At 67.1% G+C, this 21,960-nt stretch carries 12 protein-coding genes; 3 read left to right on the forward strand and 9 right to left on the reverse strand.

What is annotated here, in order from left to right; all coding sequences use genetic code 11:
* Positions 1 to 20: 20 nt before the first annotated feature.
* The 5 genes from ACOOHB_RS21475 to ACOOHB_RS21495 all read right to left on the reverse strand — a co-directional run bounded on the left by ACOOHB_RS21475 (position 21) and on the right by ACOOHB_RS21495 (position 7,268).
* Positions 21 to 1,007, reverse strand: coding sequence for a lysophospholipid acyltransferase family protein (locus tag ACOOHB_RS21475; RefSeq protein WP_420446818.1), 987 nt, complete (start codon positions 1,005 to 1,007; stop codon positions 21 to 23).
* 91 nt (positions 1,008 to 1,098) lie between these two features.
* A complete protein-coding gene (locus ACOOHB_RS21480; RefSeq protein WP_420446819.1) occupies positions 1,099 to 2,688 on the reverse strand; it encodes a lactate racemase domain-containing protein in 1,590 nt (529 codons plus the stop codon).
* A complete protein-coding gene (locus ACOOHB_RS21485) occupies positions 2,685 to 5,081 on the reverse strand; it encodes an HAD-IB family hydrolase (protein WP_420446820.1) in 2,397 nt (798 codons plus the stop codon). Before ACOOHB_RS21485 ends, ACOOHB_RS21480 begins: the two co-directional genes overlap by 4 nt.
* 64 nt (positions 5,082 to 5,145) lie before the next feature.
* On the reverse strand, positions 5,146 to 6,141 hold the full coding sequence (locus ACOOHB_RS21490) for a hypothetical protein (protein ID WP_420446821.1): 996 nt from the start codon (positions 6,139 to 6,141) through the stop codon (positions 5,146 to 5,148).
* Positions 6,142 to 6,143: 2 nt separating this feature from the next.
* The gene (locus ACOOHB_RS21495) at positions 6,144 to 7,268 is read right to left on the reverse strand and encodes a D-alanine--D-alanine ligase family protein (protein ID WP_420446822.1); all 1,125 of its coding nucleotides are present in this window, start codon (positions 7,266 to 7,268) and stop codon (positions 6,144 to 6,146) included.
* A gap of 308 nt (positions 7,269 to 7,576) precedes the next feature.
* On the opposite strand from ACOOHB_RS21495, the gene ACOOHB_RS21500 reads away from it, so the two are divergent.
* Positions 7,577 to 14,521, forward strand: coding sequence for a cadherin domain-containing protein (locus ACOOHB_RS21500; protein WP_420446823.1), 6,945 nt, complete (start codon positions 7,577 to 7,579; stop codon positions 14,519 to 14,521).
* Between the two features lie 91 nt (positions 14,522 to 14,612).
* Here ACOOHB_RS21500 and ACOOHB_RS21505 read toward each other — a convergent pair whose 3' ends face one another.
* From ACOOHB_RS21505 to ACOOHB_RS21520, 4 genes are all read right to left on the reverse strand, one after another.
* Positions 14,613 to 16,298 (reverse strand): Mur ligase family protein, encoded by a 1,686-nt coding sequence (locus tag ACOOHB_RS21505; RefSeq protein ID WP_420446824.1) that lies wholly within the window; start codon positions 16,296 to 16,298, stop codon positions 14,613 to 14,615.
* Positions 16,295 to 16,966, reverse strand: a complete 672-nt coding sequence (locus ACOOHB_RS21510) for an alpha/beta fold hydrolase (protein WP_420446955.1) — start codon at positions 16,964 to 16,966, stop codon at positions 16,295 to 16,297. The genes ACOOHB_RS21505 and ACOOHB_RS21510 overlap by 4 nt, the downstream gene beginning before the upstream one ends.
* A gap of 74 nt (positions 16,967 to 17,040) precedes the next feature.
* A complete protein-coding gene (gene leuA / locus ACOOHB_RS21515) occupies positions 17,041 to 18,756 on the reverse strand; it encodes a 2-isopropylmalate synthase (RefSeq protein ID WP_420446825.1) in 1,716 nt (571 codons plus the stop codon).
* Between the two features lie 424 nt (positions 18,757 to 19,180).
* Positions 19,181 to 20,530 (reverse strand): IS1380 family transposase, encoded by a 1,350-nt coding sequence (locus ACOOHB_RS21520; RefSeq protein WP_420446826.1) that lies wholly within the window; start codon positions 20,528 to 20,530, stop codon positions 19,181 to 19,183.
* A gap of 460 nt (positions 20,531 to 20,990) precedes the next feature.
* Between ACOOHB_RS21520 and ACOOHB_RS21525 the strand changes: the two genes are divergently transcribed.
* Both ACOOHB_RS21525 and ACOOHB_RS21530 read left to right on the forward strand, forming a co-directional pair.
* Positions 20,991 to 21,440 (forward strand): hypothetical protein, encoded by a 450-nt coding sequence (locus tag ACOOHB_RS21525; protein ID WP_420446827.1) that lies wholly within the window; start codon positions 20,991 to 20,993, stop codon positions 21,438 to 21,440.
* Positions 21,437 to 21,853: a twitching motility protein PilT gene (locus tag ACOOHB_RS21530; RefSeq protein ID WP_420446828.1), complete on the forward strand. Its 417-nt coding sequence runs from the start codon at positions 21,437 to 21,439 to the stop codon at positions 21,851 to 21,853. Before ACOOHB_RS21525 ends, ACOOHB_RS21530 begins: the two co-directional genes overlap by 4 nt.
* Positions 21,854 to 21,960 lie beyond the last annotated feature (107 nt).

Genomic DNA, 21,960 nt, shown 5'->3' on the forward strand with positions numbered 1-21,960 from the left:
GCAGTGCGGTCTTTGTCGGCCTAGACGTAAGGCCAGCGACGCTTCGATTCCGCCGAGTCTGCGGGCTCACCATCGGTTGGCGGGGGCTCGGTGAGCGCCCAGCGGCGGCGCCACGCCGATGCCGAGGGGCCCTCGATGCCGGGGCTGTCGGCGCTGTGGAGGCGTCGGCGCGCCGCGAACCAGTTGCCGGTCGCGGTTTCGTCCGCCAATCCCTCCACGGCGGCCTGCAGCCGTCGCGTGAATCGGCGGTTGTTCTCGTCCTCGCCGAAGTCCAGCGGGCGGCCGAAGTTGATCACCGAGCGAGCACGCCTGGGCCACGCTCGGCCCTTTCGCAAGATGTCGAAGGTGCCCCGGATGTGCACGGGCACTACGGGCACGCCGGCTTGTTTGGCCAAGAACGCTGCACCCGGTCGGAACTGCTGGCCCCAGCCGTCACGGGAGCGACCGCCTTCGGGGTAGATCACCAGGCTCCAGCCGCTGCGCAGCAGCGTCACTGCCTTGTCGATCGTGCGGCGGTTGAGAGCGGTCCGCTCGATGGGGATGGCACCGACGAACAACGCAGAGATTGCCGAGGTGGCTCGGTTCCCGAAGAAATAGTCGGCCGCAGCACCCACCACCAGCCTGTTGCACCACGGCTCGGGAATCGAGGTGATGATCACTGCGGTGTCGGCGTGGCTTTGGTGGTTGGCGGCAAACACTGCCGGCCCGTCCAGTTCGCTGAGCCGGTCGACGCCCTTGATCGTCGGCTGGGCGTAGTAGCGCACCATTGCTCGCGCCACCGTGTCGCGCGCCACCCGCCGAGCCACGCGAGCTGGGAAGCGCCGAGCCCAGTCGGTGTTGTAGTTCGCTCCCACATTGGCCGGCAGCGGGGTCTCGCCCATGGGAGTTGCAGCAGCTCGCAGCGGGAACTCTGTGCCGCGCACGACACGGGTCACCGAGGCCTTCTTGGCCTGCGCACGCTTGGCTCCGAGGTGCGACACGGCGGCGCGACGGTTGGGGTCGCTCATTGCTGCACGCCCTGCCCCGCACTGCGGCGGCAATCCCGTCGTCGCACCAACACCGGTGTCCCCTGCCTCATCGCTACACGTCCCCGAGAACTCAGACTACGTCGGCCATCAGCATGGGCGGATTATGAATATGGGTGATCGACGGGTCACGCCCGACCACGTCGGTCGCCATTTCCAGTGCATCGTTCAGCGTCGATGCTGAACGGAAACCCAGGCGTTGGGTAGCAGCCTTGTCGCCGCCGACGATGATCACCCCGCCCAGGTGCTCCAGCGCGTGCGCGCACCAGTACCACATGTAGAACGGATGCACGCCGTGGTAGGCGTACGACGTCCGATACAGGTGCCGGTACCACTCGTCTTCGGCATAGCGCTTCTCGTAGCGATGCTCGATGATCTCGGGATCGGTGGTGTCGGCCAGCACCTCTTCGAAGAAATCGATGTAGCTGGGATGGTGCACCGGATGGAACTCCCACGATGTGGGGTGCGTCATGATCACCACTCCGCCTTGGCGGACGAGCGGTTTGCCCCGGTACAGGTTGAAGAAGTAGCCGAGCCCCAAGCACGCCACCAGGATCGGGTTCATGATGGAGTCGACGTTGTAGGGGCACAGGTATGGCAGCCCCATCGTGAGCACGTCGGTCTGGCCCTCCACCCGCACGAGGTGCTGCCGGTAGACGTTCTCCAGCGTCTGGCGGTGGACCGCTTCGACCTCGCCGGCCTGTATCGAGGTGAGCCCATAGGGCGCCCGGATGCTGTGGAAGATTCGCCGAGCCTGGCGGCGGGACATGAGATCCAGCGCCGTCTTGGTGCCCATCAGCATCATGCGGTCCCGAGGCGACATCTCCCATTCGCGCCGCTGCAGGAAGCCGTACTGCGAAGGGAACGTGTCGTTGTTGAGCGTCGTCTCGATCTGGAACACCTTCACGCCGGCTTCGGCCAGCAGCCGACCTTGGCGCCAGTTGCGCGTGTGCAGCTCGGAGTGCTCGGGATCCATGAACGAGGTCGAGTGCCGCATCGTGTGCACGTTGTGGTGGTGGCGCAGCGCCGCGTAGGGCGACAGCCCGGTGGCGACGCTCTTGTGGCCGCCGTCCATCGAGACCAAGTTGATGTTCACGTACACCAGCAGGTCCGACTCGACGGCTCGCTTGGAGAGCACCACCTCCTCCCCAGCGTCGGTTGTTCCCAGGTGGGTGAGCGCGTCGGGATCCTCGGCGTCGAAGTTGTAGAGCTGGCCGTGGGGGGCGAAGGCGTCATACACCCGGTCGCCGACGGCGTGGCGCAGCTCGGCCTCGGTCATGCGGCGATGCAACGCAAGCGCGGCAATGAGTTCGACGTCGTCGACGCCGGCAGAGGCCGCCAGGTCCAGCACCTGCTCGATGATCCGGCCACGGATGTCGGGAGCGGCCATCGGGGGCAGCGGCAGCGAGACATCGTCGAAGGCGATGGTCAGCTTCATGCCCGGATGCATGTAGGCGGCCAGCGGATCGCGGTCGCCGAGCGGGTTCGCCAAGGCCTCGGCGATGGCACGCTCGGGATCGCGTATGGCTTCCAGCGGCTCGTTGGGGTACACGACCCGGCTGCCGACGGGCAGCTTCTCCAAGCGCAGGCCCTCTCCGTGGTGGAACAGGATCGGCGGGGTCGTGCGGTCCACGTCGAGAACGAGACCCTTGCGTGCGGTCACCGCCAAGACCCTTCTTGCCCGTGCGCGACTGCGGTGCGGGCACGGCGTGTCCGGTGCGTTCGGTCCAAGCGGTCCGTGCTGGCGCGCACTTTGAACGGCGGCGCAATCGGCAGCAGCGGCCGGGGGCCTCCCGGCGAGCGTTCCCAGTTCTCGCACAGCCAGCCCCGCTTGTCAGCAATGGTGACCAGCCGAGTCTCGGGATTGACCGCCACGGGATAGCCCACGGCTTCCAGCATGGGCATGTCCGAGGCTGCATCGGCATACGCCACGCCCTGGTCGAGGTCGAATCCCTCCTCCGAAGCCCAGTCGACCATCATCTGGGCGCGCACCTCGCCGGTGGGCGGGACATCGATCATCTCGCCGGTATAGCGCCCGTCACGGCTGTCGATGCGCGCAGCGATGATGTGGTCGAACAGCGGCGCCAGGGGCTGGACCGCCAACTCGAGCGCACCGGTGATGAGCACCGTGCGATGCCCCGCCGCCTTGTGCGCACGCACTCGACGCAGCCCTGCCGGGAACGCCTTCGTCATGAACAGGTGGCTGAGCATCTCGGCTGCGTCGGCATCGAGCTGGCCCACCGGTGCGCCCTTGTAGCGCCGGTAGAAGTAGCGGAGGAAGTCGGTGCGGTCGCGACGGTCCCGCCGCCACAGACCGGGCGTCTCAGCCAGGGTGCGCATGGTGAAGCGCAGGCGCGCCGCGGAGTCGAGCCTCCGGGTGGCGAGCCAGGCGTAGGTCTCCACCACGTTGCTGGCGATCAGGGTGTTCTCGAGGTCGAACGCTGCGAAATGGCGGGCCGGGTCCAGCACTGCGGTGCGCAGGCGCTCGTTGCGGCTCGGCCCGGTGCGGGGTTGGGGGGTGGTTTTGACACGTGCCTGGGCGATGACGGTCGGCAGATGCACATCAGCGATGTAGGTGGGCCAGTCGATGACCCGGGGGTCGAAGCCGAACTTGTCGCGGTCCGCGGGTTGCAGTGATTCCCACAGCTCGGTGGTGCGCTCTATTTCGTAGAGCGCTTCGCACTTGCCATAGGCGCCGTAGAGCAAGACGTAGTCGCGGATCTGCTCGAGGCTGGCGCGCCGCTGTGCGAGCCGGATGGTGAAGTCGTTGCGGCCCCGCATCGGCAGGCGATGCACCATCTTCTCGGCTGTGTTGAACAGCGACATCGCACGATTGAGCTGCTCGTCCAATCCGCTTGCGCCGGCGAAGCGCCATTGCGTGCTGGCGGTGGGATGACCCTTGGAGTCATAGACCGGATGGTCTTGGAACCATTGCATGGTCGTTTCGGTCAGCACCTTGAAGCGCAGGGGGTTCACGGCGCCCGAGGCCACCTGGAAGATCTCTGGCTCGGGCACCGGTCCACGGGCGGCCACGGCGATGATCGCCGCCGCAACCATGTCGACCGGGATGACGTCGATCACGCCCTCTGGGTAGCCCGGGAAGGTGTCGAGCTCTCCCTTCGCGAACGACACGAAGAGCGGCTCCGCCATGCGGAAGCCGCGGATCCAGCCCGGTGAGGGCTCGGAGAAGGCGGATTCGATGATGGATGGGCGCACGATGGAGATAGGCACGTCGCCTCGCAGTTCCACCAGGGCCTGCTCGCCGAGCGCCTTGGAGTACGTGTAGACGTCAGGCCATCCCAGCGAGGAGGCTCGGCTGCGGCCCGCGGTGACCATCTCGGTGTCCACCCACTCCTTGCGCAGCTGTTCGGTCTTGGCGGCGAGCAGCGGCAGGCCAGCGGCGCCGAGCTCATCTCTGGCGTTGCGATGGAAGCGACGCAGGCGGTCCGGAGTGCGACTGGACGCGTCGAGGTCGGCACGGGTGCGCCGGGCTGCAGACACTTCCGCGCGCCAGTCCACGTCCAGCGAGAATGGCGTGTCGGCCAGGAAGACCTCGGCTGCAGAGCCCCGCCGGTTCCCGGCGACGTAACACGTCGACACCGCGATGAAATGCGGTGCGGTGCCTTGCTGCTGGCAGGCTTCGAGCAGGCGGTTCGGGCCCAGCAGATTGATCTCGATTGACGAGTCGAGCGGGCTGTCGAAGCTGACGGAGGCGGCCGCGTGGATGATGACATCGCAGTCGCACAGCAACTCGCGGCCCCCATCGGCCAAGGCGAGGCCATCGACGCTCACGTCACCGGACACGACCGTGATGCGGCGGGCGCAGATTTCGTCGAAGTCGCTGCCCCATGCGCTGCGCAGCCGCTCGAAGGCGTCGTTGCGGAGGACCTCCCGCTGGACACGGCGGTTCACGTCGGTACGGCGGCCTGGCCGCACCAACAGCACCAGCTCGCAGTCGGGGACCGAGCGCAGCAGCCGTTCGACGAGAGCAGTGCCCAAGAATCCAGTTGCACCGGTGATGGCGATGCGCTTTCCGGTCAACGCGTCGGCGATCACGACGTGTTGTCTAGCCCCATCGGAGCGCAGATACGTGCACGCAGACGCAATCTGCCCACTCTGCTCATGCGGATGGCTCAACAGAGGACTCAGCGTTCAACTCAGCGAACAGCCGAGCGCAGGCTCTCACTGCCCGCCAGCCGCACGACAATGCGTACCGCTCGTAGTCGCTTCCCGGCGGTCCGAAGGTGGCCAGATCGCGGCACGCAGTTGCTTCGGTAGCGCCGCAGCGCTCCCACAGCTGGTCCAGGTAGTCGTCGTGGCCCGGAGGTGAATCCTTCGGAGACCGGCCGGCGAGCGCGGGCGGCGAGCCGTCATCGCCCACCAGCGAGGCGCAGTCGCGGGTGGTGCGGCCGCCGCACGTCCAGCCGAAGCTGGCGTAGACCGATCCGCCCGGCGCCGACAGCACCAGCTGCGCACACGCACGGCTGCTTGCGTCGCCGCACGCCTCCCACCAGCCGTCCAGTTCGGAGATGTTGCCTGGAGCCGGAGACTCGGGTCCGAATTCGATGCCCAACAGCCCAGCGTCCGCGCCCGTCTCGCCGAGCAGCACGCTGCAGTGCAGGTTCTCGCGCCCTCCGCAACTGAACGCGAACGCCTCGTAGTCGCTGCCGGCAGGTGATTCGTACAACAGAGCGTTGCAGGCGCTGGCGGCACCCTCCCCGCATGCGATCCACAATTCGTCGAGCGACGGATCGTTGCCGGGCGGCGTGTTGTCGGGGTCGAACAGCGCGGGGGCACGCACGAGCGCAGCGGGCAGTGCTGCGTCGCGCTGTTCCCTGGGAGAGAGCACCCGCGTGTCTGCCGGCGCCGTCGATCCCGGATCGCTGCTGTCGAGTGCGCAGATGTCTCTGGCGATGTCTGCAAGCGGCGCGTCGATGGGATCGAGCGGCAGAGACAGCTCAGTCACGCCGAGGGCTGAAGCCAGGCGCGAGCGTTCGCACGCGTTGAGGCCGGTTCCGCCGCGAGCATCGCGGGCGGGATCCGATGCGTCCGGGGTGCTGCAACTCAGCACCAGCAGCGTCGCTGTAGCGCAAGCCGCCAGCACCCGAAAAGGCATCGCTACGCCAGCTTCGCGGCGATGGTCCCCACGGAGCGGAGGGCCGTGCCGTCGGCCCCTTGCGTGACGAAGTGACGGGTAGGCCCGTCGAGCGCCTCGGCGATCAGATCGTCGAGCAACTCGATGAGGCTGTCGCCCTCACCGGACCAGAAGTACCAGCTCAGCGAGCCAGGAATCGGGTTGATCTCATTCACCCACAGCCCATCGGGATCGTCGCCGCCATCCCACAGGAAATCGATGCGCATCACCGAACGGGCCATGACGAGGCGGCTCACCTCGACTGCCGCCGCACGCAGCGTCGACTCGATGGTCGCCGGCAGCGTGGCGGGCAGCTCCCGTGGCGCTGTCGCCATCCCGCCGCCACCGGTCAGGTACTTCTCGGCGTAGGTGTAGATCGTGGTGTCTGAGCGAAGCGGCCGCTCCACGGCGCTCAGCCGCAGCTTGGGCCAGGTACGGACCGAAATGTTGAGATCGATGATGTCGGTGAGGTAGCGCTGCACGACAGCGCCGTCGCGCAGCAGCGGGGACGACTGTGCCAGCGCTCGCGCAGTCGCGAGGTCGGCGACGATCTCGATCCCGATCGAGGATCCGCCGAAGCGCGGCTTGACGATGAGCGGGCCGTCTGCCAGCTCTGCGGGCGCGGCGGTATCGGGCATCTCAGGGGTCAGCAGCCACAGCGGCAGCGTCCGCAGCCCCGCAGCTTCTGTGGTGGCGCTGAAGGCCAGCTTGTCCATGGAGATGGCTGCGCTGCGCTGCCCCGGGCCGGTGTACGCCAATCCCGCCAGGTCGAACAGGGCCGGCAAGCCGCCGTCCTCGCCAGGGCCTCCGTGGCAGCAGTTGATCACCACATCGACCGGCACTGGCCGGCGCCGCCGGTCGGCTCGCACGAAACCGCCTCCGGGACGGCCTGCCAGCTCAACCTCGGTTGCCGAACGCGGCAGCCCGTCAGCGAAGGCTGAGGCCTCGAGATCGGGCGGCACTTCGTGCCACGTGCCGATCGGCGACCAATACAGCGCCACCGGGTCGCGTCCCGCTTCGGCGAGCGCGTGCACAGCCTGGAGTCCGGTGAGGATGGAGATGTCGTGTTCGGGCGACGGGCCGCCGAAGCAGACGCCTGGACGGGTCATGGGCGCGCCCACCAAGTTCTCAGCCGCTCGGCCATATGGGCCATGTTCTCATGGGAACACAGTCTGGGGTGTGTCGCCCGTTTGCCGTGGTGAGGCTCAGCGCTTGCTTGCCTCATCGCCGCCGTCATGCAGCCCCCAGAGTCTGCTTTGGGCCGTGTACGGGTGCTGTTGGCGGCATGTTCTAACATCATAAATACATGCGCTAAATTGCTGCCGCTTGAGTGAGGTGTCGTTGGCTGCGTTGGCTTGCAGGTCGCGACTGGGAGACAGAGCAGGTTCGCGGGTAGTGGTCGTGCGTGTGGTTGGAGATGGCTCTTCGCCGAATTTGTGGACGCGGTGCTTTCGGGCATATCGCGCTCGCCGATTCAGGGGGGGGGATTGCCCGGGGGCTGGCCCTGTTGGTGCTGTCGGTGGTGTTGTGGGGTTTGGTGTCGCCTGCTTCGGCGCAGACCCCGCCGAATGATGACGCTTCGCTGAGCGCTTTGTCGCTGAGCGAAGGAAGGCTGTCGCCGGATTTCGCCAGCACTACGACGATGTACACGGCCGGTGTGGGCTATGGCGTGTCGCGTGTCACCGTCACCGTGACCAAGAACGATCCCGCCGCCACCGTGGCGTACCTCGACGCCAGCGACCTGCCGCTCACCGACGCCGACACCGCAGACGGGCAGCAGGTGGACCTCTCGGTGGGCGAGAACGTCGTCAAGGCGAAGGTGACGGCAGCGGATACCACCACGACCGAGACCTACGTCGTGACGATCACGCGGACCGGCCAGGACACGTCGCTGAGCGCGACGGCGAGCGATCCGGCCGCTGCGTTCGTGTCGACTGCCACCTATGCGGTGACGTTTCGGGGCGCATGGACGAACACCGTCACTCCAGGAGGCGTCCCCGCAGGCGCGCACTTCTCGCGCCTGATCGGCGGGGTCCACAACTCGGCGGTGAGTTTTCTCGAAAGCGGCGAGACGTCCAGCGCAGGGGTCGAGGCCATGGCAGAGGTGGGAGGCTGGACAGACCTGCGTGATGAGGTCGTGGCTGCCGAGCCGGACGCGCTCAGCACCCTGATCGGCGACACCGATTCCATCTCTGCCACAAGCTCGAAGAGCCTGACGGCCACGCTCACGACTGAGCATCCACGGGTCACGCTGGTCACGATGATCGCCCCAAGCCACGACTGGTTCGTGGGCGTGTCAGGGCTGCCGCTGCTCGACAGCGAGGGTCGCTGGCTGCGCTCGCACGAAGTGAATCTCTATCCGTGGGATGCCGGCACCGAAGAGGGGACCGACTTCTCACTCAGCCCCAGTGTCGCGACCAGCCCGCTGGGAGTCATCGAGAGCATCCGCGGCACCGGACTGTTCACCACCGAGCCGATCGCGACCCTGAGCTTCGAGCTGGAGTCGGTGGCCACGACACGCACCGTGGCCGAGAACACCGCAACAGGAACCGGTATCGGCGCGCCGGTAGCCGTCACCGACACCAGCGGCACCGTCACCTACGCACTCAGCGGCACCGACGCCTCGTCCTTCGATATCGACGCGTCGACGGGCCAGCTTCAAACCAAGGCCGCCCTCGACTACGAGACCCAGCCCAGCTACGAGGTGACCGTCACCGCCACGGACTCCGATGGCGCCACGTCCATCGTGGTGACCATCGAGGTGGCCAACGTCGCCGAGCTGCACTCAGCGGTGACAGGGCCAGCGAGCGTCACCCACCCAGAGAACGGGCCCGGCCGGGCGGCCAGCTACACCGCATCGTCGCCGCAGGACCGCGACGGCATCGTGTGGTCGCTGTCGGGAGACGACGCGGCCCACTTCAGCATCGACGACCCCGGCGGCGCGCTCAGGTTCCACATCGACCCGGTCTCCCCGAACCTCTTCCCGAAACCGCCTGACTACGAGTCTCCAGCCGACACAGACCTAGACAACGAATACACCGTGACCGTCACCGCCTCGATGGCGGGATCGAGCACCAGCGTGACGAAGGACGTGTCGGTCACCGTCACCGACGCGGACGAGGCCGGGACGCTCATCCTGTCCTCCACCCGCCCCCGGCTCGGAACCGCAGTGACCACGACCTTGAGCGACCCCGAGGGCGTGACCGGAACGCCGGTCTATGCTTGGGAGCGGTCGATACGCCCCAACGCCTGGGCGGTCATCGCCGGAGCGACATCAAGCACCTACACCCCCACAGCCGCCGACACCGGGACGTTCCTGCGAGTAACGGCGACCTATGAGGACGGCCAAGGCACAGGTAAATCCGCCGCTGCGCTGACCTACGAAGTGGTCACGGCGAGCCTGCTGAGCGGTCTGTCGGTTTCCACGAACGACTCGTCGGCAAACCCCGCCCGCGCCCTGTCCCCAGCATTTGGCGCGGACATCCTCCACTACGCCATCGGATGCACCGAAGCCGGTGACACGATGACCGTGACACCGACAGCGGCGTCCGGCGTCCGGCTGGCCGTCAATGGCGTGCAGACCGCAAGCGGAACCGGGACGGCGGTGACGGTCGCCGCAGAGAGCGATGTGCACATCGCTCTCTCCGGTGCCGATGGCGCGGCCACGACCTATGTCGTGCACTGCCTTATCCCGGAGCTGTGGCTAATGGAGGCGGCCAAGACCTCGGGCGCCACTGGGATCCTCGAGGATCTCATCCTGCTCAAACTGGGGGACCACACCTCCACCGTGGCAATGCTCGACAACAACGCCGTACCCAGGTTTCATCGAGACGTAGGGCACCCGGTCTGGGTGTACTTCCGCGTCGGCCGGGTTGACGTCGCCGACCAGCAGCAAGGGCACGAACCCGAGTATCGATACGCCTACATAAAGAACATCACAGGCGCTCGAGAATGGGTGATTCTGAACCAGGACCTGGAATCGTTCGACACTGCGACGACCGAAGCCCCGCTGGTTACGACCGATGTCCACGACCTCCGCATCCTGGAGAACGGGAACTACCTGCTCATGGCCTACGAGCCGGCCGAGCGCGACCTCAGCGATCTGCCGTTCGACCACCCTGACGTCGACGCGGTCCAGCCCCAGACCATCAAGGACTCGGCCCTGCAGATTGTCACGGCGGCGGGGCAGGCATTGTTCACGTGGAACACCTGGGGGAACATGCCCCTCGAGGACTGTTCCCAGGAACGCTTCCCGGACGGCTACGCCCACCTGAACTCGCTGCAGATGCTCGACGGGCTCATTTTCGCCTCGTTCCGGGGGTGCTCGCAGGTGCTGGCCATCGATCCGGACCACACGGAGAACCACAAGGTTGTGTGGAGGTTGGGTCGCACCAACCTGACTGCCGCGCAGTGGGAGGAGCGCAACATCGGCCCGGCGCCAATGGACATCTTCGGTGATCCCGCTGGCCAGTTCTGCGGGGAGCACGCGGCGCAGGTGCTGCCCAACGGCAATCTCATGCTCTTCGACAACGGCACAGCGTGCTTGATGAACCCTTGGACGGGTGAGGCAGTGGGACGCGTAAGCGGCGAGTACAGCCGCGCCGTGGAGTACGCCCTCGATCTGGAGAACCGCGAAGCGGTCTTCTTGCGCGATCACTCGCTTCGCGGCGCCGACCAATACCTTGGGTATTTCCACGGCCAAGTCGAGCCTCTCGACAACGGGGACTGGCTGGTCAGCTGGGGCCGCCCCCATCCCCGGAACGCGACGCCCGACTCGCTGCCCGTCGAAGCGGTGACCCAAGTCGATCCGGACACCGGCGAAGAGAAGTTCTCACTCCGCGATCCCGACCACCCACGACTTCACGTTCGCGCCATTCCGCTCCATCCGGTGGCGCTGTTCGCCGAGCCACAGCTGCTGGCGGCGGAGTTCCCGGCCAGCAGCCACACATCGTTGGCGTCGCTGGGCCCCGCGGACCGGCCGAAGGTGGTGGTGGCGTTCAATCAGCCTGTGGTGGACCCAGCGGCTGCTACAGCGTCGGTCAGCGTGGTGGGGGCGACCGTCACGAGCGTGAGCCCCCATCGCGTGCACGGCGAGGTGGCCAATGCCTACATCTTCACGCTGACGCCCGCGGGGTACGGCGCGATCACGTTCGGTCTGGTCGAGAGCCAGGCTTGCGGTTCGGGCGGGGTGTGCACCGCTGATGGGCGGACGCTGTCGGAGGTGCCCGCTTCTTATGTCATTGCCGGCACCCCGCAATTCTCGGCCGACGAGAGCGGGACCCGCAGCGTGGATGAGAACACCCCCTCTGGGCGGAGCATCGGCGATCCGGTTGCGGCCACTGACCCCGACGGCGCCTCGCTGACCTACACGCTGGACGGCGTCGACGGGTCGTCGTTCGGGATCGTGACGGGAACGGGACAGCTGCGCACCCTCGCACTCCTCGATTATGAGGCCAGGGACCGATACATGGTGACGGTAACGGCCACGAATCCGTCGGGTGTCAGCGGCACGACCACCGTGGTGATCGAGGTCGACGACGTGAACGAGGCGCCGGTGGTGTCCGGCAGCACTGTGCTGAGCATCGAGGAGAACGCTTCGAGGGCTCTGGGCGTGTTCGAGGCTGACGACCCCGACAGCGGCGACACGGCGACCTGGTCGCTGTCGGGTCCGGGCTCCGATGAGGATCTGTTCTCGATCGACGGAGGTGTGCTGAGGTTCTTGGCGCCTCCGGACTTCGAGGCCAGATCGGATTCACAAGGCCGGCACGTCTATGGGCTTGTGGTGCAGGTCGCCGATGACGAGTTGACCGGGACGCTGGACGTGCAGGTGAACGTCACGAACGTGAACGAGGCGCCCGAGATCGACGGGCCGGGTACGGCTGACTTCGCAGAAGGCCGTTCGGGCGTCATTGCTGCTTACACCGCGGTTGAGCCTGAGGGCGAGTCGGTGGGGTGGTCGTTGCTGGGTGACGATATGGGCGCGTTCGATGTCGTCGATGGCCGTCTGAGCTTCAAGAGCCCGCCCGATTTCGAGGCCAGGGCCGACGCGGACGGCGACAGCGTCTATGAGGTTGTGGTGGTGGCATCTGACGGCCAGCTCACCGCGACGCTGCCCGTGGCGGTGAGGGTCGGCAACGAAGAAGAGCCGGGGACGGTGTCACTGTCGGCGGTGCAACCCCAAGAGGGGGAGTCCCTGGGGGCGGAACTGTCGGATCCCGACGAGGTCGTTGTGTCGTCGGTGAGCTGGCAATGGCAGGCGTCGCCGGACAAGGTCTCCTGGAGTCCCATCGACGGTGAAGTGTCGCGTGAGTACACCCCGGCCGCCAGCGATGTCGGCCGGTACCTGCGGGCGCAGGCGTCCTACCGCGACGGGCATGGGTCTGACAAGCAGGCACTGGCCGAGTCGCAGCATCGGGTAATTGCCGCCCCGGTGATGAATCAGTCGCCGGCGTTCGCCGGCGGCGGGACTGTTACGCGTCGTGTGGCCGAGGAAGCGGCCGTTGGCAGCCAGGTTGGCGATGCCGTTACGGCGACTGACCCCGAAGGTGACACCCTCACCTACTCGATTGACTCCCCTGACGGGACCCCGTTCGAGATCGTGCCCGCGACAGGCCAGTTGCTCACCACCGCTGTACTGGACCATGAGACCGCCGGCAGCCACACGCTGACCGTCACAGCGGCGGACCCATCAGGCGCCGCGACCACGACGCAGGTCGAGGTCGAGGTGTGGGACGCGAACGAGGCGCCGGAGGTGTCCGGTGTGCAGATCGCGAGCTACGAGGAGAACGGCACCGGCGATGTAGCGACGTTCACCGCGAGCGATCCCGACGACGGCGACTCCGTGAGCTGGGAACTCGACGGCCCAGATCGACGCTGGTTCTCCATCGACGGCGGTGTGCTGCGCTTCGAGACGCCGCCCGACCATGACAGGCCCGCGGATCGGGGCGCTGACAACGGTTACGACATCGTGGTCACGGCCGTCGACAGCGGCGGGCTCGAAGGGACGCTGGACGTGGCCGTGAATGTGGCGGGCGTCAACGAGCCGCCTCTGCTCGTCGGCCCAGACACGGTGAGCGTCCCCCAGCAGCGCCGGGCCGTCGCGTCCTACACCGCAACCGATCCCGAGAAAGTCACCGTCAGCTGGAGCCTCGACGGCGCTGACGAGCACCTGTTCTCCATCGACGGCGGCGCGCTCAGGTTCACCAGCCCGCCCGACCTTGACGCACCCGCCGACAGTGACGGCGACAACGACTACCAGGTCACTGTGGAAGCCGCAGACGGGATCCACACCAGCCATCTCGACGTGACGGTGACCGTCACGGCGGCCAGCGCACAGCGACCCCAACCCGTCAGCAGCCGCAGCCCCTCCGGTGCAAGGGGCGGCGGTGTTGACGGCGTGGAGGGCACGACGCTATTCATCGCGAACGGCTGGAGCCCAGCAGATGTGGGTGTTGCCGCAGCGTTCGCGGCGCGTACGCATGGCAGTGCGGTCGTCTACACCGAAGGCGACGAACTCCCATCAGCGGTCACGTCGCTGTTGGGTGCCCGTACGGTGCACCTCATCGTGCTCATCGGCGGCGAGGCCGCGATCTCTGTCGATGTGAGCGCCTCGCTCGCCACCGCCGAGCCGTTCGCCGACATCAAGCGAGTCGCCGGCAGCACGCGCACAGACACAGCAGCACACGCAGCGCGTCTGGCTCTCGAAGCGGCGAGCGGGCAACGCGCCACGCTCATCATCGCCAACGGATGGAGCCCGCCCGACATCGGCACAGCAGCAATGCTGGCAGCACGACTGGAGCATTCGGCAGTCATATACACACAAGCCGGAGAGCTCCCCGAGGAATCCCGCCAGCTCATCGCCGACATGTCCCCGCGCAGCATCGTGATCGTGGGCGGCACGGCCGCGGTGTCCCAGGCAGTGGAGGACGAGATCCGCGAAACAGCTGCTGGCGCCAGCCTGGAACGGATCAGCGGCGCCTCGCGCAGTCACACGGCTCAGCTCGCCGCCCGGTACCTCGATCAGCGTTCTTCGCCAGTGCCCGCCGGCGAACGAGTCGTCATCGTGGCCAACGGCTGGAGCCCGCCCGACATCGGCATCGCAGCCGCACTCTCAGCACGCACCCCAGGCGCTCTCATCGCGTACACCGCGCCCGACACCCTGCCGACCGAGACCCAAGAGCTGCTCAGAACCACCCAGCCGGGACTGGTCCGCATCATCGGCGGAACCGATGCAGTCCCCAGCCCAGTACAAAGTGAGATCACCGCTGTGCTGCCAGCCGGCGCCCAAACCCGACGCACCAGCGGCCAGAGCCGAATCCACACCTCTGTCAACGTTGCCCGCAGCATCCTTCCCCGCGGCTAGAAGTGCGTCCGCACCATGGCGGACACGGCACCCGCACCACCGGGCAGCCGTGCTGACCCCGACCTGCTGTTGGCTCAGAAGAGACCGGGCGCTAGGGGTAGTGGTCGGGGAGGTCGTTCTCGTAGAGGACGGCGTCTCCGTCACGCAGGTGTGCGCGCACCCAGCGCACCGCTTCGTCGCGGTTGGCCATGCAACGGACCGTGGCGCGGCCCGCAGTGCGGTCGTGAACCAGGCTGCGCGCATTCCGGCCTCGGGTCGCTCGTCGTGCTGTGGCGTTGTCCCAGCCGGCTGCACCGCCCAGCAGCGCAGTCCGGTTGGTGCGCCCGACGATGAGAACGTCGTCGGCAACCTGGGCAGCGTGCTCGCCGAGCAGGCGATTCTCATGTGCTTGGCTGCGGCCGAGTTCGACCATGCCGGGGGTGACCACCACACGCCGGCCGGCTTCGGTGTTCGCCAGCTTTCCCAGCGCGGCCCGCGCACCGGCGGGATTGGAGTTGTAGGTGTCGTCGATGACGATGACGCCTCCGGGACTGCGTCCGCTACTGCGACGGTGCTCGGGAGTCGGCAGGTCGCAAAGGCGGCTGGCGATGTCGGCGTCCGAAACGCCCAGCACCGACGCCGCAGCCACAGCGCACGCCACGTTCGCCGGCGCGGCGTCGCCGAGCGGCCTGACGGTGATCTCGCGTCCGAACACCGTGATGCGGCGCGGCACAACGGCCTCATTGAAGGTCACGTCGAACCCGACGCCGCCGGCATCGTCGGGGGCCGTCTGGGCTGGACGGGTCGTCCCTGCAGGCACATTGGGCGGGGCGTCGGCTGGCAGTACCGTCACGTCCGCGCTGGGATCCTGCGTCGAGCAGCGAATGACCCGCAGGCCCGAGGCGGCCAGCCGGTCGGCTTCTGCTCGCAGGCCGTACGCGTCGATGTTGAGAATCGCTGTGCGGCTCGTAGCAAAGATCTCCGCTTTGGCCGCCACGATGCGATCGAGACTGCCGAAGCGCTCAAGGTGCACAGGACCGATCGAGGCCAATATCGACACCGAGGGCCGCACCCAGCGGGTCATGGCGGCAATCTCGCCGGGCCCGAACGTGCCCATCTCGGCGACGAATACCTCTGAGCCCGGCATCAGGTGCTCGTTGACGCTGCGACACACGCCCGCCGTGTTGTTGAAGCTGGCCGGCGTCGCCACCACCGATCGGGTTCCTTCGACCAGTTGGCGCAGGTAGCCCTTGATGGTGGTCTTGCCGTATGAACCCGTCACCGCCACTCGCACCGGATCGATGTGGTCCAGCCGCTGCTGGGCGCGGTGCACCCAGCGACGGGACAGCAGGGCCTCGAGCGGCGCCAGGACCGCAAGCGAGATGTCCACCCACAGCGGCATGCCGAACAGCAGCACTGCCACGACCGGTGCCGCCAGCCCCACCAACAGGCCCACGCCGACCAGCACAAGCCACAGCAGCGCCAGCGTCGTCGCCGCGGTGGCCAATCGCCGAGTCCACGCCAGTGGGCTGGTGCGCCCGCGGATCTCAAGACCCTGGGGTCCGACGGCCACGGCGACCGCGGTGATCACCGGCGCCCACCAGAAGGCGCCGCTCAGCACCACTCCGACGGCCGCGCCAAGCGCCAGCACACGGTTGTTCCGGTCGAGCAGCCACCAGCGCCGGGCAAAGCGCGATGTTCGCCCCACGCCGTAGTGCTCACGCTGGGCGACACGCAGCCAGCGGGAAGCCGCAACCACACCGGCCAACACTGAGGTCCACAGCACGATCTGGTTCATGGGAGGTGCGCGAGTTGTCGGCGCACGGCCGCTGCCAACGCAGCCGGCGCCTCGGTGGGCACAAGGTGACCTACGCCGTCCAGAACGGTCAGGCGGGCGTCGGCGAGCATTCCGGCGGCCCGCCGCGCGATCTCGACTGGGACGGGTTCGTCATGGCGACCCCAAACGAGCTCGACGGGCTGTGCGATGCGGCTGAGCTGGCTTTCGTATGTTTCGTTGACGACGGTGACGAGCACTTCACGCATGATGCCGTTCGCGGCTCGGTAGTCGGCGCTGCCGTATCGCTGGCGCATGCGCTCCATCGTGCCTTCGGCGAGCAGACCGCAGCGATGCAACCGGTGAGCGAGGCGGAAGCGCAGTGCAGGTCGTGGTGTGGGGCGGTCGGTGCGTCGCAGCAGCGGCACCCCGCACAGCACCAACGAGGCGACGGCATCGGGCCGGCGAGCAGCCAGCTCCACCGCTACCCGGCCGCCGAAACTGTGTCCAAGCACGACCACCTGCGATGCGCATTCGTCCAGCACGGGCTCGACGGCGTCGGCATACGCAGCTGCGCCTCCCGCTGCCGATGGTGCGGGGCTGGCCCCGAAGCCGGGCAGGTCGAGTGCGATTGCATCGCTGCCGGCCAGGCATTCGAGCAGGTCTCGATGAGTTCGGCCCCAGCCGTGCATTGCGAGCACGGCAGCAGGCCGGTCACCGACGCGACTGCCGAAGAGGGCGCCGCCGCCGAAGCTGACCAGCGGGCTCAGCGGGCGACAGACTCTTCGTGCGACCGGTTGATCGCCGACAGCAGGGCCCGGAAGCTGGCCGTCACGATGTTCGGATGCAGCCCGACGCCCCAGTACACGGCACGCGACGAGGTCTCGATCTCGACGTAGGCCGCAGCCGTGGCGTCAGCACCGGCGCCGACGGCGTGCTCGTGGTAGTCGACGAGGCTGACGTCGACACCCAGCGCATCTGCCAGGGCGCTCTTGAACGCTGACAGGGGGCCGTTGCCGCGCCCCTTCGCACGTACTTCTCCGTCAGGTCCCTTGATGGTGGCCTCTACCTCGGATTCGTCCGAGGACTCCGAGTCGAAGTGGCTGCGGTGGCCGACGTAGGTGTACGGCGACTCGGCGTGCAGGTAGGCCTCGTCGAAGGTCTTCTTGATGGCCTCGGGCAGGATCTCTCCGCCCTCATCGGTGATCGCCTGGATCAGGCCGCTGAACTCGATCTGGAGTCGCCGCGGCAGGTCCAGTCCGAAGCTGTTCTTCATCACGTAGGCCACGCCGCCCTTGCCCGACTGGCTGTTCACGCGGATGACGTCCTGGTAGGTGCGTCCCACATGCGCAGGGTCGATAGGCAGGTACGGCACCTCCCAGTAGCCGTAGTCGTCGGGCAGCGCTTCGAAGCCCTTCTTGATGGCGTCCTGGTGGCTGCCGCTGAATGCGGTGTAGACGAGATCGCCACCGTAGGGATGGCGAGGATGCACCGGCAGCTGGTTGCAGTACTCCGCGATCCGGCGCAGGTGGTCGATGTGGCTGATGTCCAACTCGGGATCGACGCCCTGGCTGAACAGGTTCATCGCGAGCGTGATGATGTCGACGTTGCCGGTGCGCTCGCCGTTGCCGAACAGGGTGCCCTCGACCCGGTCGGCACCCGCCATGACGCCGAACTCCGCTGCCGCCACGCCGCAGCCCCGGTCGTTGTGAGGATGCAGCGACAGCACGACGGCCTCGCGACTGTCCACATTGCGATGGAAGTACTCGATGAGGTCGCCGTAGGTGTTCGGCGTCGCCATCTCGACGGTCGCAGGCAGATTCAGGATGATCGGGTCGTCGACGGTGGCGCCCCATTCGGCGCTCACCGCATTGCACACCTCGAGCGCATAGTCGATCTCGGTGCCGGTGAATGACTCAGGCGAGTACTCGAAGCGGATCGCCCCGCCTTCGTGCTGGCGCGCCAGCTCCTTGCACAATCGTGTGCCGGTGACAGCGATGTCGCGGATGCCCTCGGTGTCCAGCCGGTAGACAACCCGGCGCTGCAGCTCCGACGTCGGGTTGTACAGGTGGACGATGGACTTGTTCGCGCCCGCTATCGACTCATAGGTCCGCTCGATCAGCTCGGGGCGGCTCTGGGTGAGCACCTGGATCCAGACGTCGTCGGGCACCAGGTCCTCTTCGACCAGCATGCGGCAGAATTCGAAATCCGGCCCCGAGGCCGAGGGGAAACCGACCTCGATTTCCTTGAACCCCATCTCGACCAGTACCTCGAACATCTGGCGCTTGCGCGGGACGTCCATCGGGTCGATGAGGGCCTGGTTGCCGTCGCGCAGGTCCACTGAGCACCACAGCGGTGCCTCGGCGATGAGCTTGTCCGGCCACGTGCGGTCACCGAGGTGCGCGGCGTAGGCGTAGGTGCCGTACTTCTGGTACGGCATCGGACTCGGCTGCTGAGCGCTGATGCGCTTGACGTCTGCCATCGGAATCTCCTGAGTCGGCGGGGGTGGGTTCGGTGGAAGTTGGTGCGGAACGGGTTTGGGCCACGAAAAAACCTCCTGGCCCGAAGGCGCAGGAGGTTGGGCGAGGACCTGTGCGGTCCCCGCCTAGGTAAGAAGGAGCAGCCCGGTTGCGGAATGCAGCGTGGTGTGAGTCGAGACGCGAATCACGGAAACCATTCTACCAACCTGCACTAGCCCTGATTATTCATGAGAATTCTGTTGGTCGTATTTTCGGTGTGCTTTGCGCCCGGTTTGGTGGTGTGGGGCTGTTGGGGCGTCGGCGGGAGCGTCGCAGGGGAGCCGATGGCCCCGGTTGTGGCGCTCAGGCGGCGCTGGGCGGCGCTGGGGGCGTGGCGGGGCTGTCCCCCCGGGGGCAGGCGTCGCGCGGGACCGGTTGGCTGGGGGGTCAGCGGGGGTGGGCGATGGCGAGGAGCGCTTTGGCGCCGGGGTGCCGTTCGGGCAGGCGCAAAAGGACGCGTCTGGCGGTGCGGCACACGAGCGCGGGGAGGTGCCACAGCTCCCAGCGGAGCCGTTTGGGGGCCGCGCGGCGCAGCGCCCCGGTGAGGCAGGCGTTCTGGAACCAGCCGACGAGCGCGAGGCCGATCATGCACATGGCGGCCCAGGCGCTGTTCGCGTGCCAGTCGGTGAACGGCATGCGCGTCAGGCCGCTGTCTTTGAGCCGGCACACGGCGTTCTCGACGTCGGCGTGGCTGCGCATCAGCCGATCCAGTTGCACGGCGCTGCCGGGCTGGTCGGTGAGGAATCCCCAGTATCGGAAGTTCTCGCTGGGGAACAGGCTGCGCTGCGCTCCGGGGTGGCGCGGCTCGCGGCGCACGATCAGCCGGGTGCGGCCGGGCCAGCCCGACAGGTCCGCGAGGTCGGTGAGGTCGGTGACCTGAGCACCGCGCCGCTTGCGCTGGCCGGGCCGCTTTGGGGCGTTGTGCCAGCGGTCCGGGTCGCCCAGGCCGCCGCGGATCGCTGCTTGGACGCCCGGAGCCGACCGAGCTGACACCGCATAGCCGATGTTGCGGTCCCGCAGTGCCGCGGCGAGTCTGGGCGAGCAGCCCGCGGCGTCGATGCGCACCACCAGCGGGCGTTCCACGAGGCTGTCGCCGTCGCCTTCGCGGTGGCCCACGGCGTCGGGCTCGGGCAACGTCGCCACAGCGGCGTCGATCACCTCGAGATGATCGGCGATGTCGTTCGCGGCGGCGTTGCCGGGCCGCTGGGTGATCCACAGAGGCTCCCCGTCCGCAGTGGAGCACACCATCGGATGGAACCCGAACCCGCCCTTGTAATGCGGCGCAGCTCCCGCCTTGTTCTCCGAGTGGACCTCCACCAGCGTCGAGTCGACATCGACCACCAGCGGCGCGCTGCGGTCACGGTCGGCCCACAACAGCTCGCGCACCGCTGCGGCCGCGCCCAACAGCGCCGCGGCGCCGCCCTCGCCCAGGCCCGTGACCGTGCGGTACAGCGTCGAGTCCGACGCCACGTCGCCGAACAGCTCCCGCTGAGCACGCAGATGCTCGATGTCGGTGCACGCCTCCCCGCCGCCGGCCAGCATCAACAACGCATGGACCAGCACCGCGCCCCGGTCATGAACCGGGGCCCGCTCGCCCCGACGCGGCACCGCACCCGACAGCGCCTCGGTCAGCCCGACACGGTCCGCGAAACCGCCCAAAGCGAACAGCCCCACACCCCACACCACACGATCCCCGCCGCCTGCCAGACGCGCGTTTGTGACACTGCTAAGTTTCACCTCGGAGATGCCCCCCTGAACTCGCGGATGCGTTCATTGCAGACACGCATCGTCGCAGGTCAGAGGGGCCTTTCCGCGGACCCAGACAACCCAGTCCGCCCGACTCGTGAATAATCAGGGCTAATGCTTGGGTGAGGTCGTCGGCGCCACTGTCGGTGGTGTTCATCGGGCAGGAACGCTAGCGATGCAGGCGCTGTCGGCATTCAGCACCGATTGCAGGACATTCCGAATTGATGCTTCCTATGTTCCAATCATGGGATTCATTGGTGTGTCCATCACCGAATTGAAGCGCCAGTGCTGGGCCGTCGTCGCGGCGGCTCGTGCTGGCGTGCGCCAAGTCGCGAAAGCTAGATGGGGACAGTTGCGAAGCGCCCGGTCGAGGCGTCCACCTAGGTCTGCTCTAGGGTGTAGGCGTGCCTCGCCTGTCGAGCAACGGCGACATTCGAAAGCAGAATCCGACGTGGCCAGAAGGCACCGGAAGACTAAGCGTCACAGCAAGCCTGAACGCCAGTACTGGGCGATAGAGAGCAAGAAGACGTCAATCGCCGCTGTTGCGAAACAAACCGGCGCAACTGAGGCGACCATTCGCAAATGGAGGTCCGAGTTCAAGATCAGCGACGCTTCGGACGCATCCCCAGAAGCAGCGAGAGACGCGGCTTCGCTCGCGTCGCCGAGCCGCGCTGACAACGACTCTGAGAAGCTTGCGGGATTCAATGACGCCGAGCTCGCGGAGATTGCTCGCCGTGCGGCCGATGCATACGTCGAGGCTCATGGGGAATGGTTCCACGACGAGTCACGACGGCAGCAAGACGCGGAGCATTTCGCTCGGATCGTCGGGGAATGGGAGCAGGAGCACGGCAGATTCACCGAGAAGGAGTTGAGCAGGGCGCGTGATCGGCGCAAGGCGTGACCATCAGCGTGCTGGACTCGGGAGCACTCATCGCGCTCGAACGTGACGACCGGGACATGTGGGCGCTCGTCAAGCCACAAAATGGCGAGGCGGTCAACTTTCAAGTACCCGCAGGGGTTCTCGTGGAGGTCTGCCGCGACCGCAGCAGTCAGGCACTGCTGAATGTGGCGCTCAAGCGCTGCAGAACCGTTCCCTTGAGCGAGGAAATCGCGCAGCTCGCCGGGTTACTGCTGGCGATCAGCGACGCCAGCGGCGCTGTGGACGCAACAGTCATGGCGACAGCCGTCGTTGCGACGAACTTCGAGGATGTCGAGATCTACACCTCCGACTCTGGCGACATTTCGGACCTGAAAGCGGCGGCCGAACTGATCCCCGGCTTGGTCAAGAACGACATAGCGATCCGCGCGACATAGCCCACCCGTCGGCAAGTTCCCCCAGGCCGCTCCACCGGACCGACAGAGCACGGGCCGGCGGATCGTGTCCTGATCGTCCATTGTGATCGGCGTCTCGGCCATGCTGT

This window comes from Candidatus Poriferisodalis sp. (assembly GCF_965215815.1).
GTDB lineage: Bacteria > Actinomycetota > Acidimicrobiia > Acidimicrobiales > Poriferisodalaceae > Poriferisodalis.